Annotated in this window: 15 protein-coding genes; 12 read left to right on the forward strand and 3 right to left on the reverse strand. The window is 64.8% G+C overall.

Annotation, left to right across the window (positions count from 1 at the left end; all coding sequences use genetic code 11):
* From lpxB to ispD, 10 genes are all read left to right on the forward strand, one after another.
* Entirely contained in the window at nucleotides 1-1,143 is a 1,143-nt protein-coding gene (gene lpxB, locus ACCC94_RS00350; protein ID WP_413347529.1) for a lipid-A-disaccharide synthase, read from the forward strand.
* Nucleotides 1,143-1,754 (forward strand): ribonuclease HII, encoded by a 612-nt coding sequence (gene rnhB, locus ACCC94_RS00355; RefSeq protein ID WP_413347563.1) that lies wholly within the window; start codon nucleotides 1,143-1,145, stop codon nucleotides 1,752-1,754. Before lpxB ends, rnhB begins: the two co-directional genes overlap by 1 nt.
* A gap of 152 nt (nucleotides 1,755-1,906) precedes the next feature.
* A complete protein-coding gene (gene dnaE, locus ACCC94_RS00360) occupies nucleotides 1,907-5,437 on the forward strand; it encodes a DNA polymerase III subunit alpha (RefSeq protein WP_413347530.1) in 3,531 nt (1,176 codons plus the stop codon).
* Between the two features lie 114 nt (nucleotides 5,438-5,551).
* Nucleotides 5,552-6,502: an acetyl-CoA carboxylase carboxyl transferase subunit alpha gene (gene accA, locus ACCC94_RS00365; RefSeq protein ID WP_413347531.1), complete on the forward strand. Its 951-nt coding sequence runs from the start codon at nucleotides 5,552-5,554 to the stop codon at nucleotides 6,500-6,502.
* A gap of 69 nt (nucleotides 6,503-6,571) precedes the next feature.
* Nucleotides 6,572-7,891 carry a tRNA lysidine(34) synthetase TilS gene (gene tilS / locus ACCC94_RS00370; protein ID WP_413347564.1) on the forward strand — a complete coding sequence of 440 codons (1,320 nt, stop codon included), beginning with the start codon at nucleotides 6,572-6,574 and terminating at the stop codon, nucleotides 7,889-7,891.
* Nucleotides 7,892-8,062: 171 nt separating this feature from the next.
* The gene (locus tag ACCC94_RS00375; protein WP_169940904.1) at nucleotides 8,063-9,691 is read left to right on the forward strand and encodes a CTP synthase; all 1,629 of its coding nucleotides are present in this window, start codon (nucleotides 8,063-8,065) and stop codon (nucleotides 9,689-9,691) included.
* A gap of 2 nt (nucleotides 9,692-9,693) precedes the next feature.
* Nucleotides 9,694-10,539, forward strand: coding sequence for a 3-deoxy-8-phosphooctulonate synthase (gene kdsA / locus ACCC94_RS00380; protein ID WP_413347532.1), 846 nt, complete (start codon nucleotides 9,694-9,696; stop codon nucleotides 10,537-10,539).
* 94 nt (nucleotides 10,540-10,633) lie between these two features.
* Complete coding sequence (gene eno, locus ACCC94_RS00385) at nucleotides 10,634-11,923, forward strand: phosphopyruvate hydratase (protein ID WP_088417964.1); 1,290 nt, start codon at nucleotides 10,634-10,636, stop codon at nucleotides 11,921-11,923.
* Nucleotides 11,924-11,984: 61 nt separating this feature from the next.
* Nucleotides 11,985-12,269, forward strand: a complete 285-nt coding sequence (gene ftsB / locus ACCC94_RS00390; RefSeq protein ID WP_017521200.1) for a cell division protein FtsB — start codon at nucleotides 11,985-11,987, stop codon at nucleotides 12,267-12,269.
* Nucleotides 12,266-12,964 (forward strand): 2-C-methyl-D-erythritol 4-phosphate cytidylyltransferase, encoded by a 699-nt coding sequence (gene ispD / locus ACCC94_RS00395; protein WP_413347533.1) that lies wholly within the window; start codon nucleotides 12,266-12,268, stop codon nucleotides 12,962-12,964. The genes ftsB and ispD overlap by 4 nt, the downstream gene beginning before the upstream one ends.
* A 236-nt stretch (nucleotides 12,965-13,200) precedes the next feature.
* Here ispD and yedF read toward each other — a convergent pair whose 3' ends face one another.
* From yedF to ACCC94_RS00410, 3 genes are all read right to left on the reverse strand, one after another.
* Entirely contained in the window at nucleotides 13,201-13,449 is a 249-nt protein-coding gene (gene yedF / locus ACCC94_RS00400) for a sulfurtransferase-like selenium metabolism protein YedF (protein ID WP_015476281.1), read from the reverse strand.
* A complete protein-coding gene (gene yedE, locus ACCC94_RS00405; protein WP_413347534.1) occupies nucleotides 13,415-14,641 on the reverse strand; it encodes a selenium metabolism membrane protein YedE/FdhT in 1,227 nt (408 codons plus the stop codon). The genes yedF and yedE overlap by 35 nt, the downstream gene beginning before the upstream one ends.
* A gap of 68 nt (nucleotides 14,642-14,709) precedes the next feature.
* Nucleotides 14,710-15,603, reverse strand: a complete 894-nt coding sequence (locus ACCC94_RS00410; protein ID WP_413347535.1) for a LysR substrate-binding domain-containing protein — start codon at nucleotides 15,601-15,603, stop codon at nucleotides 14,710-14,712.
* 217 nt (nucleotides 15,604-15,820) lie between these two features.
* On the opposite strand from ACCC94_RS00410, the gene ACCC94_RS00415 reads away from it, so the two are divergent.
* The gene (locus ACCC94_RS00415) at nucleotides 15,821-16,933 is read left to right on the forward strand and encodes an S-(hydroxymethyl)glutathione dehydrogenase/class III alcohol dehydrogenase (RefSeq protein ID WP_413347536.1); all 1,113 of its coding nucleotides are present in this window, start codon (nucleotides 15,821-15,823) and stop codon (nucleotides 16,931-16,933) included.
* Between the two features lie 51 nt (nucleotides 16,934-16,984).
* The gene (gene fghA, locus ACCC94_RS00420; RefSeq protein WP_413347537.1) at nucleotides 16,985-17,836 is read left to right on the forward strand and encodes an S-formylglutathione hydrolase; all 852 of its coding nucleotides are present in this window, start codon (nucleotides 16,985-16,987) and stop codon (nucleotides 17,834-17,836) included.
* Nucleotides 17,837-17,890 lie beyond the last annotated feature (54 nt).

The following is a 17,890-nucleotide window of genomic DNA, read 5'->3' on the forward strand; positions in this document are numbered from 1 at the left end:
ATGCAGCCGACCGTACGCAAGCTGCGCGTCGCCCTGGTCGCGGGCGAGGCGTCCGGCGATATCCTTGGCTCTGGCCTCATGCAGGCGCTCAAGCAGCGCCACCCCGACATCGAGTTCATCGGTGTCGGTGGCCCACGCATGCAGGCCGAGGGGCTGCAGTCGCATTTCCCGATGGAACGCCTGGCCGTCATGGGGCTGGTCGAGGTGCTCGGCCGCCTGCGTGAACTGCTGCGCCGCCGCAAGGATCTGCTGCAGATGCTGATCGCGGCCAGGCCGGACGTGTTCATCGGTATCGACGCGCCGGACTTCAACCTCAATATCGAATTGAAGCTGCGCCGGGCGGGTATCCGCACGGTGCACTACGTCAGTCCTTCGGTCTGGGCCTGGCGGCAGAAGCGCGTGCTGAAGATCAAGGAAGCCTGCGACCTGATGCTCGCACTCTTCCCGTTCGAGGCGCGTTTCTACGAAGAACATGCAGTGCCGGTGCGTTTCGTCGGTCATCCGCTGGCCAATACCATTGCGCTGGAAGCCGACCGCGCCGGCGCGCGTGATCGCCTCGGCCTGCCGCAGGGCGCCAGCGTCGTTGCGCTGTTGCCCGGGAGTCGTGGAGGGGAGGTCGGCAAGCTGGGCGCGCTGTTCCTCGATACCGCCCAGCGCCTGCTCCAGGATCGCCCAGGCTTGCGCTTCGTGCTGCCTTGTGCGAGCCCTGAGCGCCGCGTACAGATCGAAGAGATGCTCGCTGGCCGCAACCTGCCGGTGCAACTGCTGGACGGGGCGTCCCACGAGGCCCTGGCTGCTTGCGATGCGGTATTGATCGCCTCGGGCACCGCCACGCTGGAAGCGCTGCTCTACAAGCGGCCGATGGTCGTGGCCTACAAGGTGGCGCCCATGACCTACCGTATCCTCAAGCGCCTGGTGAAGAGCCCTTACATCTCGCTGCCGAACCTGCTGGCTGGTCGCCTGCTGGTGCCGGAACTGATCCAGGATGCGGCAACCCCCGAGGCGCTGGCCGCCACCTTGTTGCCGCTGCTGGATGATGGCAGCGTACAAACCGAATCCTTCGACGCCATCCATCGCGCGCTGCGCCAGGATGCGTCCGCGCAGGCCGCCGAGGCGGTGCTCGCCCTGGTGGAGAATCGATGATGCAGATGGGCCTGGATTTCGCCCTGGTGGAAGAGTTGGTCGCAGGGGTCGATGAAGTTGGCCGCGGCCCGCTGTGCGGCCCGGTGGTGACGGCGGCGGTCATCCTCGACCCGGCGCGGCCCATCAGCGGGCTGAACGATTCCAAGAAACTCACCGAAGCCAGGCGCGAAAAGCTCTTCGACGAGATTCGCGAGAAAGCCCTGGCCTGGTTCATTGCCCGTGCCGATGTGCATGAGATCGACCAGCTGAACATCCTCCACGCCACCATGCTCGCCATGCAGCGGGCGGTGGAAGGGCTCAGCGTCACGCCGAAACTGGCACTGATCGATGGCAACCGCTGTCCGAAACTGAAGGTGCCATCCGCACCGGTCATACAGGGCGACGCCAAGGTCCCGGCCATTGCCGCTGCCTCGATCCTGGCCAAGGTCAGCCGCGACCGCGAGATGCAGGAAATGGAAGCGCTGTACCCCGGCTACGGCATTGGCGGGCACAAGGGCTACCCGACTCCGGTGCACCTGGAAGCCCTCAGGCGCCTGGGCCCGACGCCGATCCATCGGCGCTCCTTCGGTCCGGTGCGCGACCTGCTGGAAAACCCCGCCGGTATCCTGTAACACCCTGTTATCACTCTGAATTTCTCCAGGCCAGCGACCCGCCGGTGACTTGATCACCCGGCGCGACGGCTGGCCGATTGATCCCTGTAGCTTTGCCGACAGCCCCGGTACAATCCGGGGCTTGCCGTTTTTCGCGTTTGCCAAGGACCACCATGACCGCCAACTTCGTTCACCTGCGTCTGCACACCGAATTCTCCCTGGTCGACGGCCTGGTACGGGTCAAGCCGCTGATCAAGGCGGTGGGTGCGGCGGGCATGCCGGCGGTGGCGGTGACCGACCTGAGCAACATGTGCTCGCTGGTGAAGTTCTACAAGACGGCCATGGGCGGCGGTATCAAGCCGATCTGCGGCGCCGACATCTGGCTCGCCAACCGCGACGAGGACGGTCCGCTGACCCGCCTGACCCTGCTGGCGATGAATGCCAAGGGCTACCGCAACCTCACCGAGCTGATTTCCCGTGGTTGGCAGGACGGTCAGCGCAACGGCGAGATCATCATCGAGCGGCAGTGGGTCAAGGAGGCCGCCGAAGGCCTGATCGCGCTGTCCGGTTCCAAGGAAGGCGAGATCGGCATGGCGCTGCTGGGTGGCGACAATGCGCTGGCTGATTCGCTGCTGGCCGAGTGGCTGGAAGTCTTCCCGGACCGTTTCTACCTGGACATCCAGCGCACCAACCGGGTCAACGACGAAGAGCACGTGCATGCCGCCGTGGCCCTGGCCGAGCGCAGCGGCGCGCCGCTGGTGGCGACCAACGACGTGCGTTTCATCAAGGAAGCGGACTTCGAAGCCCACGAGACCCGCGTGTGCATTGGCGAAGGCCGCGCCCTGGATGACCCGCGCCGCTCGCGCAACTACTCCGATCAGCAATACCTGAAGAGCCCGGAAGAAATGGCCGAGCTGTTCAGCGATATTCCCGAGGCGCTGGCAAACTCCGTCGAGATCGCCAAGCGCTGCAACATCGAGGTGCAGCTGGGCAAGTACTTCCTGCCCAACTTCCCGATTCCCTACGACGACATGGACATCAACCAGTACCTGCGCCATGTCTCCTACGAGGGCCTGGAAGAGCGTCTGGCGGTGCTCTGGCCCAGGGAAACCACGCCGAACTACGAAGAGAAGCGGCAGATCTACGTCGATCGCCTGGAGTTCGAGCTGGGTACCATCATCCAGATGGGCTTCCCCGGCTACTTCCTGATCGTGATGGACTTCATCAAGTGGGCCAAGAACAACGGCGTGCCGGTGGGCCCCGGCCGGGGCTCGGGTGCCGGTTCGCTGGTCGCCTACGTGCTGAAGATCACCGACCTCGACCCGCTGGCCTATGACCTGCTGTTCGAACGTTTCCTCAACCCCGAGCGTATTTCCATGCCCGACTTCGACGTCGACTTCTGCATGGAAGGCCGCGACCGGGTGATCGACTACGTGGCCGGCGCCTACGGCCGCAACGCGGTGAGCCAGATCATCACCTTCGGCTCGATGGCCGCGAAGGCGGTGGTGCGCGACGTGGCGCGGGTGCAGGGCAAGTCCTACGGCCTGGCCGACAAGCTGTCGAAGATGATTCCCTTCGAAGTCGGCATGACCCTGGAAAAGGCCTACGAACAGGAAGAAATGCTTCGCGACTTCCTCAAGTCCGACGAGGAAGCCCAGGAAATCTGGGACATGGCGCTGAAGCTGGAAGGCGTCACCCGCGGGACCGGCAAGCACGCCGGCGGCGTGGTGATCGCGCCGACCAAGCTGACCGACTTCGCCCCCATCGCCTGCGACGAAGAGGGCGGCGGACTGGTGACCCAGTTCGACAAGGACGACGTGGAGGCCGCCGGCCTGGTGAAGTTCGACTTCCTCGGCCTGCGTACCCTGACCATCATCAAGTGGGCGATGGAGATCATCCATCGCATCCAGAAGAAAGCCGGCGACCCCAATCTGGTCGACATCGACCGTATTCCGCTGGACGACAAGAAGACCTACGACCTGCTGCAGAAGGCGGAAACCACCGCGGTCTTCCAGCTTGAATCGCGCGGCATGAAGGAGCTGATCAAGAAGCTCAAGCCGGACTGCCTGGAAGACCTCATCGCACTGGTGGCGCTGTTCCGTCCCGGTCCGCTGCAGTCGGGCATGGTGGACGACTTCATCAACCGTAAGCACGGTCGCGAGGAAATCTCCTACCCGCACCCGGATTACCAGTACGCCGGCCTCGAACCGGTGCTCAAGCCCACCTACGGCATCATCCTCTACCAGGAGCAGGTGATGCAGATCGCACAGGTGATGGCGGGCTACAGCCTCGGCGGCGCGGACATGCTGCGCCGGGCAATGGGCAAGAAGAAGCCCGAGGAAATGGCCAAGCAGCGCGGCGGCTTCATCGAAGGTTGTGCCAGCAACGGCATCGACGCCAACCTCGCGGGCAACATCTTCGACCTGGTGGAAAAGTTCGCCGGCTACGGCTTCAACAAGTCGCACTCCGCCGCCTACGGTCTGGTGTCGTACCAGACCGCCTGGCTGAAGACCCACTGGAAAGCCCCGTTCATGGCCGCGGTGCTGACCGCGGATATGCAGAACACCGACAAGGTGGTGACACTCATCGAAGAGTGCCGCCACATGAAGCTGCGTATCCTGGCGCCGGACGTGAACAACTCCGAATTCCGCTTCACCGTCGACGAGGACAACCAGATCGTCTACGGCCTGGGCGCGATCAAGGGCGTCGGCGAAGGTCCGGTGGAGGCCATCACCGAGTGCCGCAATGAAGGTGGCCCGTTCAAGAACCTGTTCGACTTCTGCGACCGCATCGACCTCAAGCGCGTGAACAAGCGCACGCTGGAGGCGCTGATCCGCGCCGGCGCGCTGGACCGCCTCGGCCCGCACTTCCATGAGGAACAGAAGGCCTACCACGCCCACGTCGACATCAACCGCGCCGTGCTGCTGGCATCGATGGAGGAGGCGGTGAAGGCCGCCGAACAGACCTCGCGCAGCCACGACAGCGGCCACATGGACCTGTTCGGCGGGGTGTTCGCCGAGCCTGAGGCGGATGTCTACGCCAACCACCGCAAGGTCAAGGAGCTCAATCTCAAGGAGCGCCTGAAGGGCGAGAAGGACACCCTCGGCCTGTACCTGACCGGCCACCCGATCGACGAGTACGAAGGCGAGGTGCGCCGTTTCGCCCGCCAGCGCATCGTCGAGCTGAAACCTGCGCGCGATACCCAGACCGTCGCCGGCCTGATCGTCAACCTGCGGGTGATGAAGAACAAGCGCGGCGACAAGATGGGCTTCGTCACCCTGGACGACCGCTCCGGCCGTATCGAGGCCTCGCTGTTCGCCGAAGCCTTCGCCGCCAACCAGGCACTGCTGCAGACCGACGCGCTGGTGGTGATCGAGGGCGAGGTCAGCCAGGACGACTTCTCCGGCGGCCTGCGCCTGCGCGCCAAGCGCGTGATGGGCCTGGAAGAGGCCCGTACTTCGCTGGCGGAGAGCCTGCGCGTGCGTGTACATGCCGATGCGCTGAAGGGCGACCGACTGCGCTGGCTGGCCGACCTGTGCACCCGGCACCGCGGCAGTTGCCCGGTCACCGTCGACTACAGTGGCGAGCAGGCGCGCGCGCTGTTGCAGTTCGGCGAGCAGTGGCGGATCGACCCGGCAGACAACCTGATTCAAGCGCTGCGTGACCAGTTCGGCCGCGACAACGTCTTCCTGAACTACCGCTAGCGAGGCCGGTGGCCAAACGCCGCCCGCCCGCCAGTCTCGACCCTCGGCGCCCGATACCGTAAGGTAGGGCGCCTACGGACCAGGCCCAGCCGCCAACAGAACGACGGATAGCCCATGAACCCGAATTTTCTCGATTTCGAACAGCCCATTGCCGACCTGCACGCCAAGATCGAAGAGCTGCGCCTGGTCGGTAACGACAACGCCCTGAACATCACCGACGAGATCTCCCGTCTGCAGGAGAAGAGCAAGGCGCTGACCGAGAACATCTTCGGCAACCTGTCCAGCTGGCAGATCGCCCAGCTCGCGCGCCATCCGCGTCGCCCCTACACCCTGGACTACATCGAGCACATCTTCAGCGAATTCGAAGAGCTGCACGGCGACCGTCATTTCGCCGATGACGCCGCCATCGTCGGCGGCGTGGCACGCCTGGAAGACCAGCCGGTGATGATCATCGGCCACCAGAAGGGCCGCGAAGTACGCGAGAAGGTGCGCCGCAATTTCGGCATGCCGCGTCCGGAAGGCTATCGCAAGGCCTGCCGCCTGATGGAAATGGCCGAACGCTTCAAGATGCCGATCCTGACCTTCATCGACACCCCCGGCGCCTACCCGGGCATCGATGCCGAAGAGCGCGGCCAGAGCGAGGCCATCGCCTGGAACCTGCGCGTCATGGCGCGCCTGAAGACCCCGATCATCGCCACCGTAATCGGCGAAGGTGGCTCCGGCGGCGCGCTGGCCATCGGTGTCTGCGACCAGCTGAACATGCTGCAGTACTCCACCTACGCGGTGATCTCGCCCGAAGGTTGCGCCTCGATCCTCTGGCGCACCGCCGAGAAAGCGCCGGAAGCGGCCGAGGCCATGGGTATCACTGCCAATCGCCTGAAGGACCTGGGTATCGTCGACAACGTCATCCCCGAGCCGCTGGGCAGCGCCCACCGCGACCCGGCCGCGATGGCCGAGACCATCCGCAAATCCCTGCTCGGCCAGCTCGACACGCTGAACCAGCTGAGCAGCGAAGAGCTCCTTGCGCGCCGCTACGAGCGCCTGATGAGCTACGGCGTCGCCTGATCGACGCTTTCGGCGCAGCGCGGGTGACGAGGTATGCTTGCCTCGTCCCCGACCCTGCCGACCTGCGCCATGTCTGCTGAATTCGAATCCCGACTGCTGAATTTTCTCGCGCCCTGGCGCAACGCACCGGCCTGGCGCGTTGCCTTGTCCGGCGGGCTGGACTCCACCGTTCTCCTGCATCTCCTGGCGCAACTCGCTGCTCGCGAAGCCTTGCCGCCGATTTCCGCCATTCACGTGCACCACGGCCTGCAGGCTGTCGCTGATGCCTGGCCGGAACATTGCCAGCGTTTCTGCGACTCCCTCGGCGTACGGTTGCAGGTGCCATACGTGCAGGTCGATGGCGGCGCCAGCCTCGAGCGCGCGGCGCGTGAAGCGCGGTATGCGGCCTTCAGCGCCGCACTGGGTGCGGCGGAGTGCCTGCTCACCGGCCAGCACCGCGACGACCAGGCGGAAACCGTGCTGTTCCGGCTGTTTCGTGGTGCAGGCGTGCGCGGCTTGTCCGGAATGGCCGCCAGTCGTCCGCTGGGCGCTGGAATGCTATTGCGTCCGTTACTGGGGGTTGGTCGTGCGGAGTTGGAGCGTTACGCCCGCCGCCATGGGCTGAGCTGGGTGGAGGATCCGTCCAACGCCAGCGATGACTTCGACCGCAACTACCTGCGCAACCGGGTGATACCGGGCATTGTCCAGCGCTGGCCATCGGCGGTCGAAACCATCGCCCGCTGCGCGGAGCATCTGGCCGAGGCCGACGGGCTGCTGGGTGAGCTGGCACAGAACGACCTGGTTTCGGCAGGGGCGCGCAACGAATACATCGGCATGCAGTTGCCCTCGCTGGCCATCGCTGCTCTTGTGGAACTGAGCGAGCCGCGCCAACGCAATGCATTGCGCCACTGGCTGGCGCCTCTGGCGCGCTTGCCCGACAGCGTCCATTGGGCCGGCTGGCGAGACCTGCGCGACGCCCGCGAGGATGCGGAGCCCATCTGGCGTCTCGCCGATGGCGAACTGCGCCGCGCCCATGGTCGACTCTGGTGGTTGGCCAATCCCTGGCTCGGTTTCCTACCGGCGAATCAGACCTGGCGCGACCCGTCGCAGCCGTTGTCGCTGCCGGACAACGGTTCGCTGCGTTTCGAGGGAATTCCACCCGCGGGGCCGCTGGAGGTGCGTTACCGGCAGGGCGGAGAAGTCATGACCCTGGCCGGCCGCGGCACCCGCGATCTCAAGCGCCTGCTCAACGAAGCAGCCGTTCCGGCCTTCCTGCGCGGCCGTCTGCCGCTGCTCTGGCGGGCCGACGAACTGCTCGCCGTCGCGCTGTTGCCGGGCCTCCAGCGGGAAGCCGGACAGGGCTGGACCCTGCGCTGGACACCTCCGACGAATGACTCGGGTTTGAGCTGATAGCGGCTTTCCGGTAGACTACGCTCCCGTCTTGTACCGCTCCTGTTGATTCGCCTGCGAATCAGTGGGAGTTCGCTATTTTCACGACGAAGTCGTGAGCCGGGTCTTGTACCCGACACCTTCGCTCCCCCGGCGGCCGAGCCGCCTAAACGCTGACATTCAGGGCTTTTCATGACGCGCTACATCTTCGTCACGGGTGGTGTTGTTTCTTCATTGGGGAAAGGCATCGCCTCGGCTTCCTTGGCTGCCATTCTGGAAGCGCGTGGCCTGAAGATCACGATGCTCAAGCTGGACCCCTACATCAACGTCGATCCGGGCACCATGAGCCCGTTCCAGCACGGTGAGGTGTTCGTCACCCACGACGGTGCCGAGACCGACCTCGATCTGGGCCACTACGAGCGTTTCGTTCGTACCACGATGACCCAGAACAACAATTTCACCACCGGCCGCGTCTACATGGACGTGCTGCGCAAGGAGCGCCGTGGTGACTATCTGGGCGCCACCGTGCAGGTGATTCCGCACATCACCGACGAGATCAAGCGTCGCATCATCAAGGGCGCCGGCGATGCCGACGTGGCCCTGGTTGAAGTCGGCGGCACCGTCGGTGACATCGAGTCGCAACCTTTCCTCGAGGCCATCCGCCAGCTGCGCGTGGAGATCGGTTCGCGCCGTGCCATGCTGATGCACCTGACGCTGGTCCCGTACATCGCCACCGCTGGCGAAACCAAGACCAAGCCGACCCAGCACTCGGTCAAGGAACTGCGCTCCATCGGCCTGCAGCCGGACATCCTGGTCTGCCGCTCCGACCATCCGGTGGATATTTCCTCCCGCCGCAAGATCGCCCTCTTCACCAACGTGGAAGAGCGCGCGGTCATCTCGCTGGAAGACGTCGACACCATCTACCGCATTCCGTCCGTGCTGCACGCCCAGGGTGTCGATGACTTCGTCGTCGAGCGCTTCGGCCTCGAGTGCGGCCCGGCCGACCTGTCCGAATGGGACCGCGTGGTCGACGCCAAGCTCAACCCCGAGCGTGAAGTCACCATCGCCATGGTCGGCAAGTACATGGAACTGCTCGACGCCTACAAGTCGCTGATCGAAGCCATGACCCACGCCGGCATCCAGAGCCGCACCAAGGTCAACCTGCGCTACATCGACTCCGAGGACATCGAGCAGCAGGGCACCAGCCTGCTCGAAGGCGCCGACGCCATCCTGGTTCCGGGCGGCTTCGGCCTGCGCGGCGTGGAAGGCAAGATCACCGCCGTGCAGTACGCCCGTGAGAACAAGGTTCCGTACCTGGGCATCTGCCTGGGCATGCAGGTGGCCGTCATCGAATACGCCCGCAACGTGCTGGGCTGGACAGATGCCAACTCCACCGAGTTCGACAAGTCCAGCGGCCATCCGGTCGTCGGCCTGATCACCGAATGGCAGGACGCTACCGGCGCGACCGAAGTGCGCACCGAAGCTTCCGACCTGGGCGGCACCATGCGCCTGGGCGCCCAGGAGTGCCTGCTGTCTGCCGGTACCCTGGTGCATGACTGCTACGGCAAGGAAGTCATCGTCGAGCGTCACCGTCACCGCTACGAAGTGAACAACAACCTGCGTCCGCAACTGGAAGCTGCCGGCCTGAAGATTTCCGGCCGCTCCGGCGACGGCGCGCTGGTGGAAGTCGTGGAAGCGCCGGACCATCCGTGGTTCGTGGCTTGCCAGTTCCACCCGGAATTCACTTCCACCCCGCGTGATGGCCACCCGCTGTTCAGCGGCTTCGTCAACGCCGCCCTGAAGCAAGCCGGGAAAGCCTGAACATGACCCAGAAGATCATCCGCGTCGGGGATATCCAGATTGGCAACGACCTGCCGTTCGTGCTGTTCGGCGGCATGAACGTGCTGGAGTCGCGCGACCTGGCGATGCAGGTCTGCGAAGAGTACGTGAAGGTCACCGAGAAGCTCGGTATCCCCTACGTGTTCAAGGCCAGCTTCGACAAGGCCAACCGTTCCTCGATCACCTCGTTCCGTGGTCCCGGCATGGAAGAAGGGCTGAAGATCTTCGAAGAGATCAAGAAGACCTTCAAGGTGCCGGTCATTACCGACGTGCACGAGCCCCATCAGGCTGCTCCGGTGGCCGAGGTCTGCGACATCATCCAGCTGCCGGCCTTCCTGTCCCGGCAGACCGACCTGGTCGTGGCCATGGCCCAGACCCGCGCGGTGATCAACATCAAGAAGGCCCAGTTCCTCGCGCCGCAGGAGATGAAACACATCCTGCGCAAGTGCGAGGAGGCGGGTAACGACCAGCTGATCCTCTGCGAGCGTGGTTCCTCCTTCGGGTACAACAACCTGGTAGTGGACATGCTCGGCTTCGGCATCATGAAGCAGTTCGAGTACCCGGTGTTCTTCGACGTGACCCACGCCCTGCAGATGCCGGGTGGTCGCGCCGATTCCGCCGGCGGCCGCCGCGCTCAGGTCACCGACCTGGCGAAGGCCGGCATGAGCCAGGGCCTCGCCGGCCTGTTCCTGGAGGCCCACCCGGACCCCGAGAACGCCAAGTGCGACGGTCCGTGCGCCCTGCGCCTGAACAAGCTCGAGCCTTTCCTGTCCCAGCTCAAGCAGCTGGACGACCTGGTCAAGGGTTTCCCCATTATCGAGACTGCCTGAGAATCCGCTCGATGCTGCCTTGAGCGGGCATCGAGCAGGTTCTGATGTCTCACCAGCCGCCCCGTTTATCTCTATCTTCGGAGTGTTATCAAGAATGGCAAAGATCGTCGACATCAAGGGCCGTGAGGTCCTGGACTCCCGCGGCAACCCGACCGTTGAAGCGGACGTGATCCTGGACAACGGCATCGTCGGCAGCGCTTGCGCCCCGTCCGGTGCATCCACCGGTTCCCGCGAGGCTCTCGAACTGCGCGATGGCGACAAGAGCCGTTACCTGGGCAAGGGCGTGCTGAAAGCCGTGGCCAACATCAATGGCCCGATCCGCGACCTGCTGCTGGGCAAGGACGCGGCTGACCAGAAAGGTCTGGATCACGCGATGATCGACCTCGACGGCACCGAGAACAAAGGCAAGCTGGGCGCCAACGCCATCCTGGCCGTCTCCCTGGCTGCCGCCAAGGCGGCCGCTCAGGCCAAGGGCGTGCCGCTGTACGCGCACATCGCCGACCTGAACGGCACCCCGGGCCAGTACTCCATGCCGGTGCCGATGATGAACATCATCAACGGTGGCGAGCACGCCGATAACAACGTCGATATCCAGGAGTTCATGGTCCAGCCGGTTGGCGCGAAGAACTTCGCCGACGCACTGCGCATGGGCGCCGAGATCTTCCACCACCTCAAGGCCGTGCTGAAGGCTCGTGGCCTGAACACTGCCGTAGGTGACGAAGGCGGCTTCGCGCCGAACCTGGCCTCCAACGAAGACGCCCTGGCCGCCATCGCCGAAGCTGTCGCCAACGCCGGCTACAAGCTGGGCGAAGACGTGACCCTGGCCCTGGACTGCGCTTCCTCCGAGTTCTTCAAGGACGGCCAGTACGACCTGGAAGGCGAAGGCAAGGTGTTCAGCGCCGAAGGTTTCGCCGACTACCTGGCCGGCCTGACCCAGCGCTACCCGATCATCTCCATCGAAGACGGCATGGACGAGTCCGACTGGGCTGGCTGGAAAGTTCTGACCGACAAGATCGGCGAGAAGGTGCAGCTGGTCGGTGACGACCTGTTCGTGACCAACACCAAGATCCTCAAGCGCGGCATCGACGAGAAGATCGGCAACTCGATCCTGATCAAGTTCAACCAGATCGGCTCGCTGACCGAGACCCTGGAAGCCATCCAGATGGCCAAGGCTGCCGGCTTCACCGCGGTGATCTCGCACCGTTCGGGCGAAACCGAGGACAGCACCATCGCTGACCTGGCCGTCGGCACTGCCGCTGGTCAGATCAAGACCGGTTCCCTCTGCCGTTCCGACCGCGTGTCCAAGTACAACCAGCTGCTGCGCATCGAAGAGCAGCTGGGCGCCAAGGCGCCGTACCGTGGTCGCGCGGAATTCCGCGGCTGATCCTAGTCTGGTACGGTGAAGGGGTGGCAGGAGCCACCCCTTTGCGTATGGAGCTGATGGTTTGAGGTTACGTAGCCCTTACTGGCTGTTCGTCGTGCTGATCCTGGCGCTGGCCGGCCTGCAGTATCGCCTGTGGGTTGGCGATGGCAGCCTGGCGCAGGTGCGCGACCTGCAGAAGCAGATCGCCGACCAGCAGGGCGAGAACGAGCGCCTGCTCGAGCGTAACCGCATCCTCGAGGCGGAAGTCGCTGAGCTCAAGAAAGGCACCGAGACCGTCGAGGAGCGTGCGCGCCACGAACTCGGCATGGTCAAGGACAAGGAAACCCTCTACCAGCTCGCGCAATGACCACTCCCGCCTTCTGGGCCGTGATCCCGGCCGCCGGCATCGGTTCGCGGATGCGCGCCGACCGCCCCAAACAATACCTCGACCTTGCCGGTCGCAGCATTCTCGAACGCACCCTGGACTGCTTCCTTGGCCATCCCCGGCTGAAGGGGCTGGTGGTGTGCCTGGCCGCCGACGATCCCTGGTGGCCGACCCTGCCGAGCGCTTCCAATGAGTTGATCCAGCGTGCAGACGGTGGCCGCGAGCGCGCCGATTCCGTGCTCAATGGCTTGCTGCGCCTGACTGAGCTGGGGGCTGGCAGCGACGACTGGGTGCTGGTGCACGATGCTGCGCGGCCAAATCTGGCGCGTACCGATCTGGACCGCCTGCTGAGCGAGCTGGAATTCGACGCCGTGGGTGGCCTGCTCGGCGTGCCCGCGCGGGATACCCTGAAGCGCGTCGGCGCTGATGGCCGCGTGGTGGAAACCATCGACCGCAGCGTGGTCTGGCAGGCCTATACCCCGCAGATGTTCCGCCTCGGCGCGTTGCATCGCGCGCTGGCCGATGCGCTGGTGGCCGACGCGGCCATCACCGACGAGGCTTCTGCCATGGAGTGGGCAGGCTATGCGCCGCGCCTGGTGGAAGGCCGCGTTGACAACATCAAGGTCACTACCCCGGAAGACCTGCAGCGCCTGCAGCGCAGCTTCGCCAAGCACTGATTTTTCGTAAGCGTCTTATGGATGTAATTCGCCGTCAGCTCCTGTCATTGGGCGACGGGGTGCGTCCGTAGGAGCGAACCTTGTCCGCGAAATCCTGCAGGGAAATCGCGGATAAGAGCCGCTCCTACAAAAGCAGCCTTATCCCGGTACCGTAGGGCGAATAATCTGGAACAGATTATCCGCCGGCTTTATCCGGCGGATAACGCTGGCGCGTTATCCGCCCTACGACACCGGCTTCAGCCCAGCAGCGGCACTTCGATCAGGAAGCGGAACAGCGCCCCATGCTGCTCCACCGCCAGGCAGTGATAGCCATGGCGCTGGGTGTCTTCCGGAATGCCGTGCACCGACTGCGAACAGTCGGTGATCACCTCCAGCAGATCGCCCGGCTTGAGCGTCTCCAGGGTTTCCAGGGTGGCGATGGCGTTGTACGGGCAGTGTTCGCCGCGCAGATCAAGCGACAGCGTCGGCGTCTTGGTGTCGGGCATCGGTGGTTTTCCGTTTGCGGGTGAAGCGTTGCGCGTTGAGTTGCACCAGCAGCATGCACAGGGCGAGGCCGGCAAAGGTGATCAGCAGGCCGCCGCCGGGGCCGAACTCCTGCAACAGATTGAGCTTGGGATAGGGCAGGGCGAGGCTGGTGCCGAGCTGGTCCCAGTACACCGCGACCAGAGTGCCGCCGATCACGTTGCCGACGCCCACCACCCAGAAGTGCACCTGGCCTTCCATGGAACGGTACATCCAGCCGGTCTCGCAGCCGCCGGCCAGCACGATGCCGATGCCGAACAGCACGCCGCCGATCACCGCGTTCGGGCCCATCCAGAAGATCTTCGGCGGCAGGCCATTGTGGATCGCCGCGAAGGTGCCGACGCAGGCGGCCGCCATGCCCAGCAGGATGCCCAGCGCGGCCTGGGTCCGGCCGGTGGTCCAGAGGTCGCGGGCGGCACTGGTGAAGCAGATCTGCGCGCGCTCGATCAGGCCGCCGAACAGCAGGCCGAACAGGCAGGCCATGCCCAGCACCAGCGAGACCTCGAAGCGCCAGGCGGCGAACAGCGCAGCGACGGCCAGAACCCCCATGCCCAGGCGCCACTGCAGCTTGGCGCGGCGGGCGAGTGTCTCGGCATTCGGCAAGGCTGCTGCCTTGCCGCCTACCTTCAGCGGAATGCGCAGGATGGGCAGCAGGCTGATCTTCACGCCGAACCAGGCGCCGATCACAGTGGAGAACATGAAGGCCCAGGCGTGCACCGAGAACATCGGGATGCCGGTGAAGAACGCGGCGAGATTGCAGCCCATGGCCAGGCGCGCGCCAAAGCCGGCGATCACACCGCCGATCAGGCCCTGCAGTAGGCGGCGCTTGCTGGTCGGCCAGCGCAGGCTGACGTTGCCGGCCCAGAGCGCGCAGGCCAGCGCGCCGAGGAACATGCCGATGATCATCACGCCATCGATGCGATCCAGCGGCGTGCCTTGCAGGCCGATGAGCTTGAAGTAGCTCCATTCCTGGGGCTGCAGGCCGAACCAGGACAGCACGTGGCCGCCCCAGCGGGTGAATTCGCCGGTGACCGCCCAGAAGGTGCCGGTCATGGCGAAGTAGTAGGCCGAGATGACGCCCAGGGCGACCAGGGTCGGCAGTGGCGACCAGAAGCGCAGGAGATAGCGCTCGCGGAAGGAAGAAAGGGCTGACATCTCGTCGTCCTTGATTGGAAGGGTGGAAAACCGCCCATTCTAGCGGTCCAGACCTGGACCTGCCTGCTCTAGGACAAGGGAGAAGGCTGCAGATGCTGCAGGCCTTCCTTCAGATGATCCACGAGCTGTCGTACCTTCGGCGACAGGTGCCGCTGCTGTGGATAAAGTGCCCAGACCCCGGTGTTGGGCGGCTGGTGCGCTTCCAGCAGGGATATCAGGCTGCCGCTGCGCAGGTGTTCCAGCACGTAGTAGTCCGGCAACTGGCACAGGCCGAAACCGCGCAACGCCGCGTCCAGCACCGCCTGGCCGCTGTTACAGCGCCAGTTGCCCTGCACCCGGTGCTGGGTCTCGCGCCCGTCTTCGAGGAAGCTCCACTGGTCGCTGCTGCCCACCAGGCAATTGTGCTGCGGCAGTTCGGTGACGCTCTGCGGCGTGCCGTGGCGGGCGAGGTAGTCCGGTGTGGCGCAGAGGTACATCACGCGGGGCGCGAGGCGCGTCGCCACCAGCCGCGAATCGCTCAGGCGGCCGAGACGGATCGCCAGGTCGAAGCCCTCGTGGAGCAGATCAAGCTGTCGGTTGGACAGTTCAATCTCCACCCGCAGTTGCGGAAACTGCGCCATGAACTCGTTCACCAGCGGCACCACGAAACGCTCGCCGTAGGCCACAGCGCAAGTCATGCGCAGCAGGCCCTTGGGTTCGGCGGAGAGGTCGCAGACCGCGCGCAACGCTTCCTCGCGGGCGTCCTGCAGGCGCCGGCAATGCTGCAGGAAGGTCTGCCCGGCTTCGCTCAGCGTCACTTTGCGCGTGTTGCGGTAGAGCAGGCGGGTTTGCAGTCGCTCCTCAAGTCGTGCGACCTGGCGGCTGACATGAGACGAGGACACCCCGAGGCGTTCCGCGGCGGCGGTGAATTGGCCGGTTTCGGCGACGGCGACGAATTCGTCCAGTCCTTCCCAGCGGTGCATCTGGATTATCCCTGTATGGCAATAATGTTTTGATTATTGCCTGATTATTCCCTGAAACGGGGTTTTCTACACTTCCAAGGCTTTGGGGCATGCTTTTGCCGCTTTGCCCCGAACGCTCCCCGACGTGGCCACGGCCCGTCCCGGTTTCTCGGCCGCCGCGCCGAACCCGTCCGCCCAAGGCGGGCGTTGTCGTTTTCCTTCGTTCAGGAGTCTCCAGATGATCAAGTCCCGTGCCGCCGTCGCCTTCGCCCCCAACCAGCCGTTGGAAATCGTCGAAGTGGATGTGGCGCCGCCGCAGAAGGGCGAAGTGCTGGTGCGCATCGTCGCCACCGGTGTCTGCCACACCGACGCGTACACCCTGTCCGGCCAGGATTCCGAGGGCGTGTTCCCGTGCATCCTCGGTCACGAAGGCGGCGGCATTGTCGAGGCGGTGGGCGAGGGCGTGACTTCGCTGAAAGTGGGCGACCACGTGATCCCGCTGTACACCGCAGAATGTCGCGAGTGCAAATTCTGCAAATCCGGCAAGACCAATCTCTGCCAGGCCGTGCGCGCTACCCAGGGCAAGGGCCTGATGCCCGATGGCACCAGCCGCTTCTCCTACAAGGGCGAGCCCATTTTCCATTACATGGGTTGCTCGACCTTCTCCGAATACACCGTGCTGCCGGAAATCTCCCTGGCGAAGATCCCCGAGGAAGCCCCGCTGGAGAAGGTCTGCCTGCTCGGTTGCGGCGTGACCACCGGCATCGGCGCCGTGCTGAACACCGCCAAGGTGGAAGAGGGCGCCACCGTCGCTATCTTCGGCCTTGGCGGCATCGGCCTGGCGGCGATCATCGGCGCCAGGATGGCCAAGGCCTCGCGCATCATCGCGGTGGACATCAATCCGGCCAAGTTCGACATCGCCAGGGAACTGGGCGCCACCGACTTCGTCAATCCGAAGGATCATCAGAAGCCGATCCAGGAAGTGATCGTCGAAATGACTGATGGTGGTGTGGACTATTCCTTCGAGTGTGTGGGCAACGTCCAGCTGATGCGTGCGGCGCTGGAGTGCTGCCACAAGGGCTGGGGCGAATCCACCATCATCGGTGTTGCCGGTGCCGGCCAGGAAATCAGCACCCGTCCGTTCCAGTTGGTCACCGGCCGCGTCTGGCGCGGTTCCGCCTTCGGCGGCGTGAAGGGGCGTACCGAGCTGCCCAGCTACGTAGAAAAGGCGCAGAAGGGCGAAATCCCGCTGGATACCTTCATCACCCACACCATGGGCCTGGAGAAGATCAACGAGGCCTTCGACCTGATGCACGAAGGCAAGAGCATTCGCTCCGTCATCCATTACTGATCGACATGCCGGGGCGCGCATGCGTCCCGGCCTTGCAGGAAGGAGAACTCCATGACGGATTCCATCGAACTCATCAGCAGCCAGAAGAGCTTCGGCGGCTGGCACCAGCGCTACCGCCACCGTTCCGCCACCCTCGGCTGCGACATGGTCTTCGCGGTTTACCTGCCGCCCCAGGCCGAGCCCGAGGCGGGACTGCCGGTACTCTACTGGCTGTCCGGCCTGACCTGCACCGACGAGAACTTCATGCAGAAGGCCGGCGCCCAGCGCATGGCCGCCGAGCTGGGGATCGTCATCGTCGCGCCGGACACCAGCCCGCGTGGACCGGAAGTGCCGGGCGATCCGGACGGCGCATGGGACTTCGGCCTCGGCGCCGGCTTCTACGTCAACGCCACCCAGGAACCCTGGGCGCGTCACTACCGCATGCACGACTACGTGGTGCAGGAGTTGCCCGCGTTGATCGAGGCGAACTTCCCGGTTTCCCAGAAGCGCGGCATCAGCGGGCATTCCATGGGCGGCCACGGCGCGCTGATCTGCGCCCTGCGCAATCCCGGCCGCTATCTGTCGCTGTCGGCGTTTGCGCCCATTACGCATCCCAGCGATTGCCCCTGGGGCCAGAAAGCCCTGGGTCGTTTCCTGGGCGAAGATCCGGCCGCGTGGCGCGAGTGGGATGCCGTGGAGTTGCTGGCGAACGCCAGCGAGCGCCTGCCGATCCTGGTGGACCAGGGCGACCGCGACGATTTCCTTACGGTACAGCTCAAGCCCGGAGCCCTGCGCGAAGCCGCAGCAGCTACCGGCCACCCGCTGGAACTGCGCCTGCAGCCCGGCTACGACCACAGCTACTACTTCATTGCGAGCTTCATCGAAGATCACCTGCGCCACCATGCCGCGGCGCTCTGTGGCTGACGCCCTTGGCGCGGTGATCCGGTAGAATCGACGCCCTGACATCTACAGGGCGTT

It is taken from the genome of Pseudomonas sp. Pseusp97 (assembly GCF_047304025.1).
GTDB lineage: Bacteria > Pseudomonadota > Gammaproteobacteria > Pseudomonadales > Pseudomonadaceae > Pseudomonas.

Excerpts from the sequence above, each read along its gene's own strand:
- lpxB (WP_413347529.1), top strand. The coding sequence starts at position 1 with ATGCAGCCGACCGTACGCAAGCTGCGCGTCGCCCTGGTCGCGGGCGAG.
- rnhB (WP_413347563.1), top strand. The coding sequence starts at position 1,143 with ATGCAGATGGGCCTGGATTTCGCCCTGGTGGAAGAGTTGGTCGCAGGG.
- dnaE (WP_413347530.1), top strand. The coding sequence starts at position 1,907 with ATGACCGCCAACTTCGTTCACCTGCGTCTGCACACCGAATTCTCCCTG.
- accA (WP_413347531.1), top strand. The coding sequence starts at position 5,552 with ATGAACCCGAATTTTCTCGATTTCGAACAGCCCATTGCCGACCTGCAC.
- tilS (WP_413347564.1), top strand. The coding sequence starts at position 6,572 with ATGTCTGCTGAATTCGAATCCCGACTGCTGAATTTTCTCGCGCCCTGG.
- ACCC94_RS00375 (WP_169940904.1), top strand. The coding sequence starts at position 8,063 with ATGACGCGCTACATCTTCGTCACGGGTGGTGTTGTTTCTTCATTGGGG.
- kdsA (WP_413347532.1), top strand. The coding sequence starts at position 9,694 with ATGACCCAGAAGATCATCCGCGTCGGGGATATCCAGATTGGCAACGAC.
- eno (WP_088417964.1), top strand. The coding sequence starts at position 10,634 with ATGGCAAAGATCGTCGACATCAAGGGCCGTGAGGTCCTGGACTCCCGC.
- ispD (WP_413347533.1), top strand. The coding sequence starts at position 12,266 with ATGACCACTCCCGCCTTCTGGGCCGTGATCCCGGCCGCCGGCATCGGT.
- yedF (WP_015476281.1), bottom strand. The coding sequence starts at position 13,449 with ATGCCCGACACCAAGACGCCGACGCTGTCGCTTGATCTGCGCGGCGAA.
- yedE (WP_413347534.1), bottom strand. The coding sequence starts at position 14,641 with ATGTCAGCCCTTTCTTCCTTCCGCGAGCGCTATCTCCTGCGCTTCTGG.
- ACCC94_RS00410 (WP_413347535.1), bottom strand. The coding sequence starts at position 15,603 with ATGCACCGCTGGGAAGGACTGGACGAATTCGTCGCCGTCGCCGAAACC.
- ACCC94_RS00415 (WP_413347536.1), top strand. The coding sequence starts at position 15,821 with ATGATCAAGTCCCGTGCCGCCGTCGCCTTCGCCCCCAACCAGCCGTTG.
- fghA (WP_413347537.1), top strand. The coding sequence starts at position 16,985 with ATGACGGATTCCATCGAACTCATCAGCAGCCAGAAGAGCTTCGGCGGC.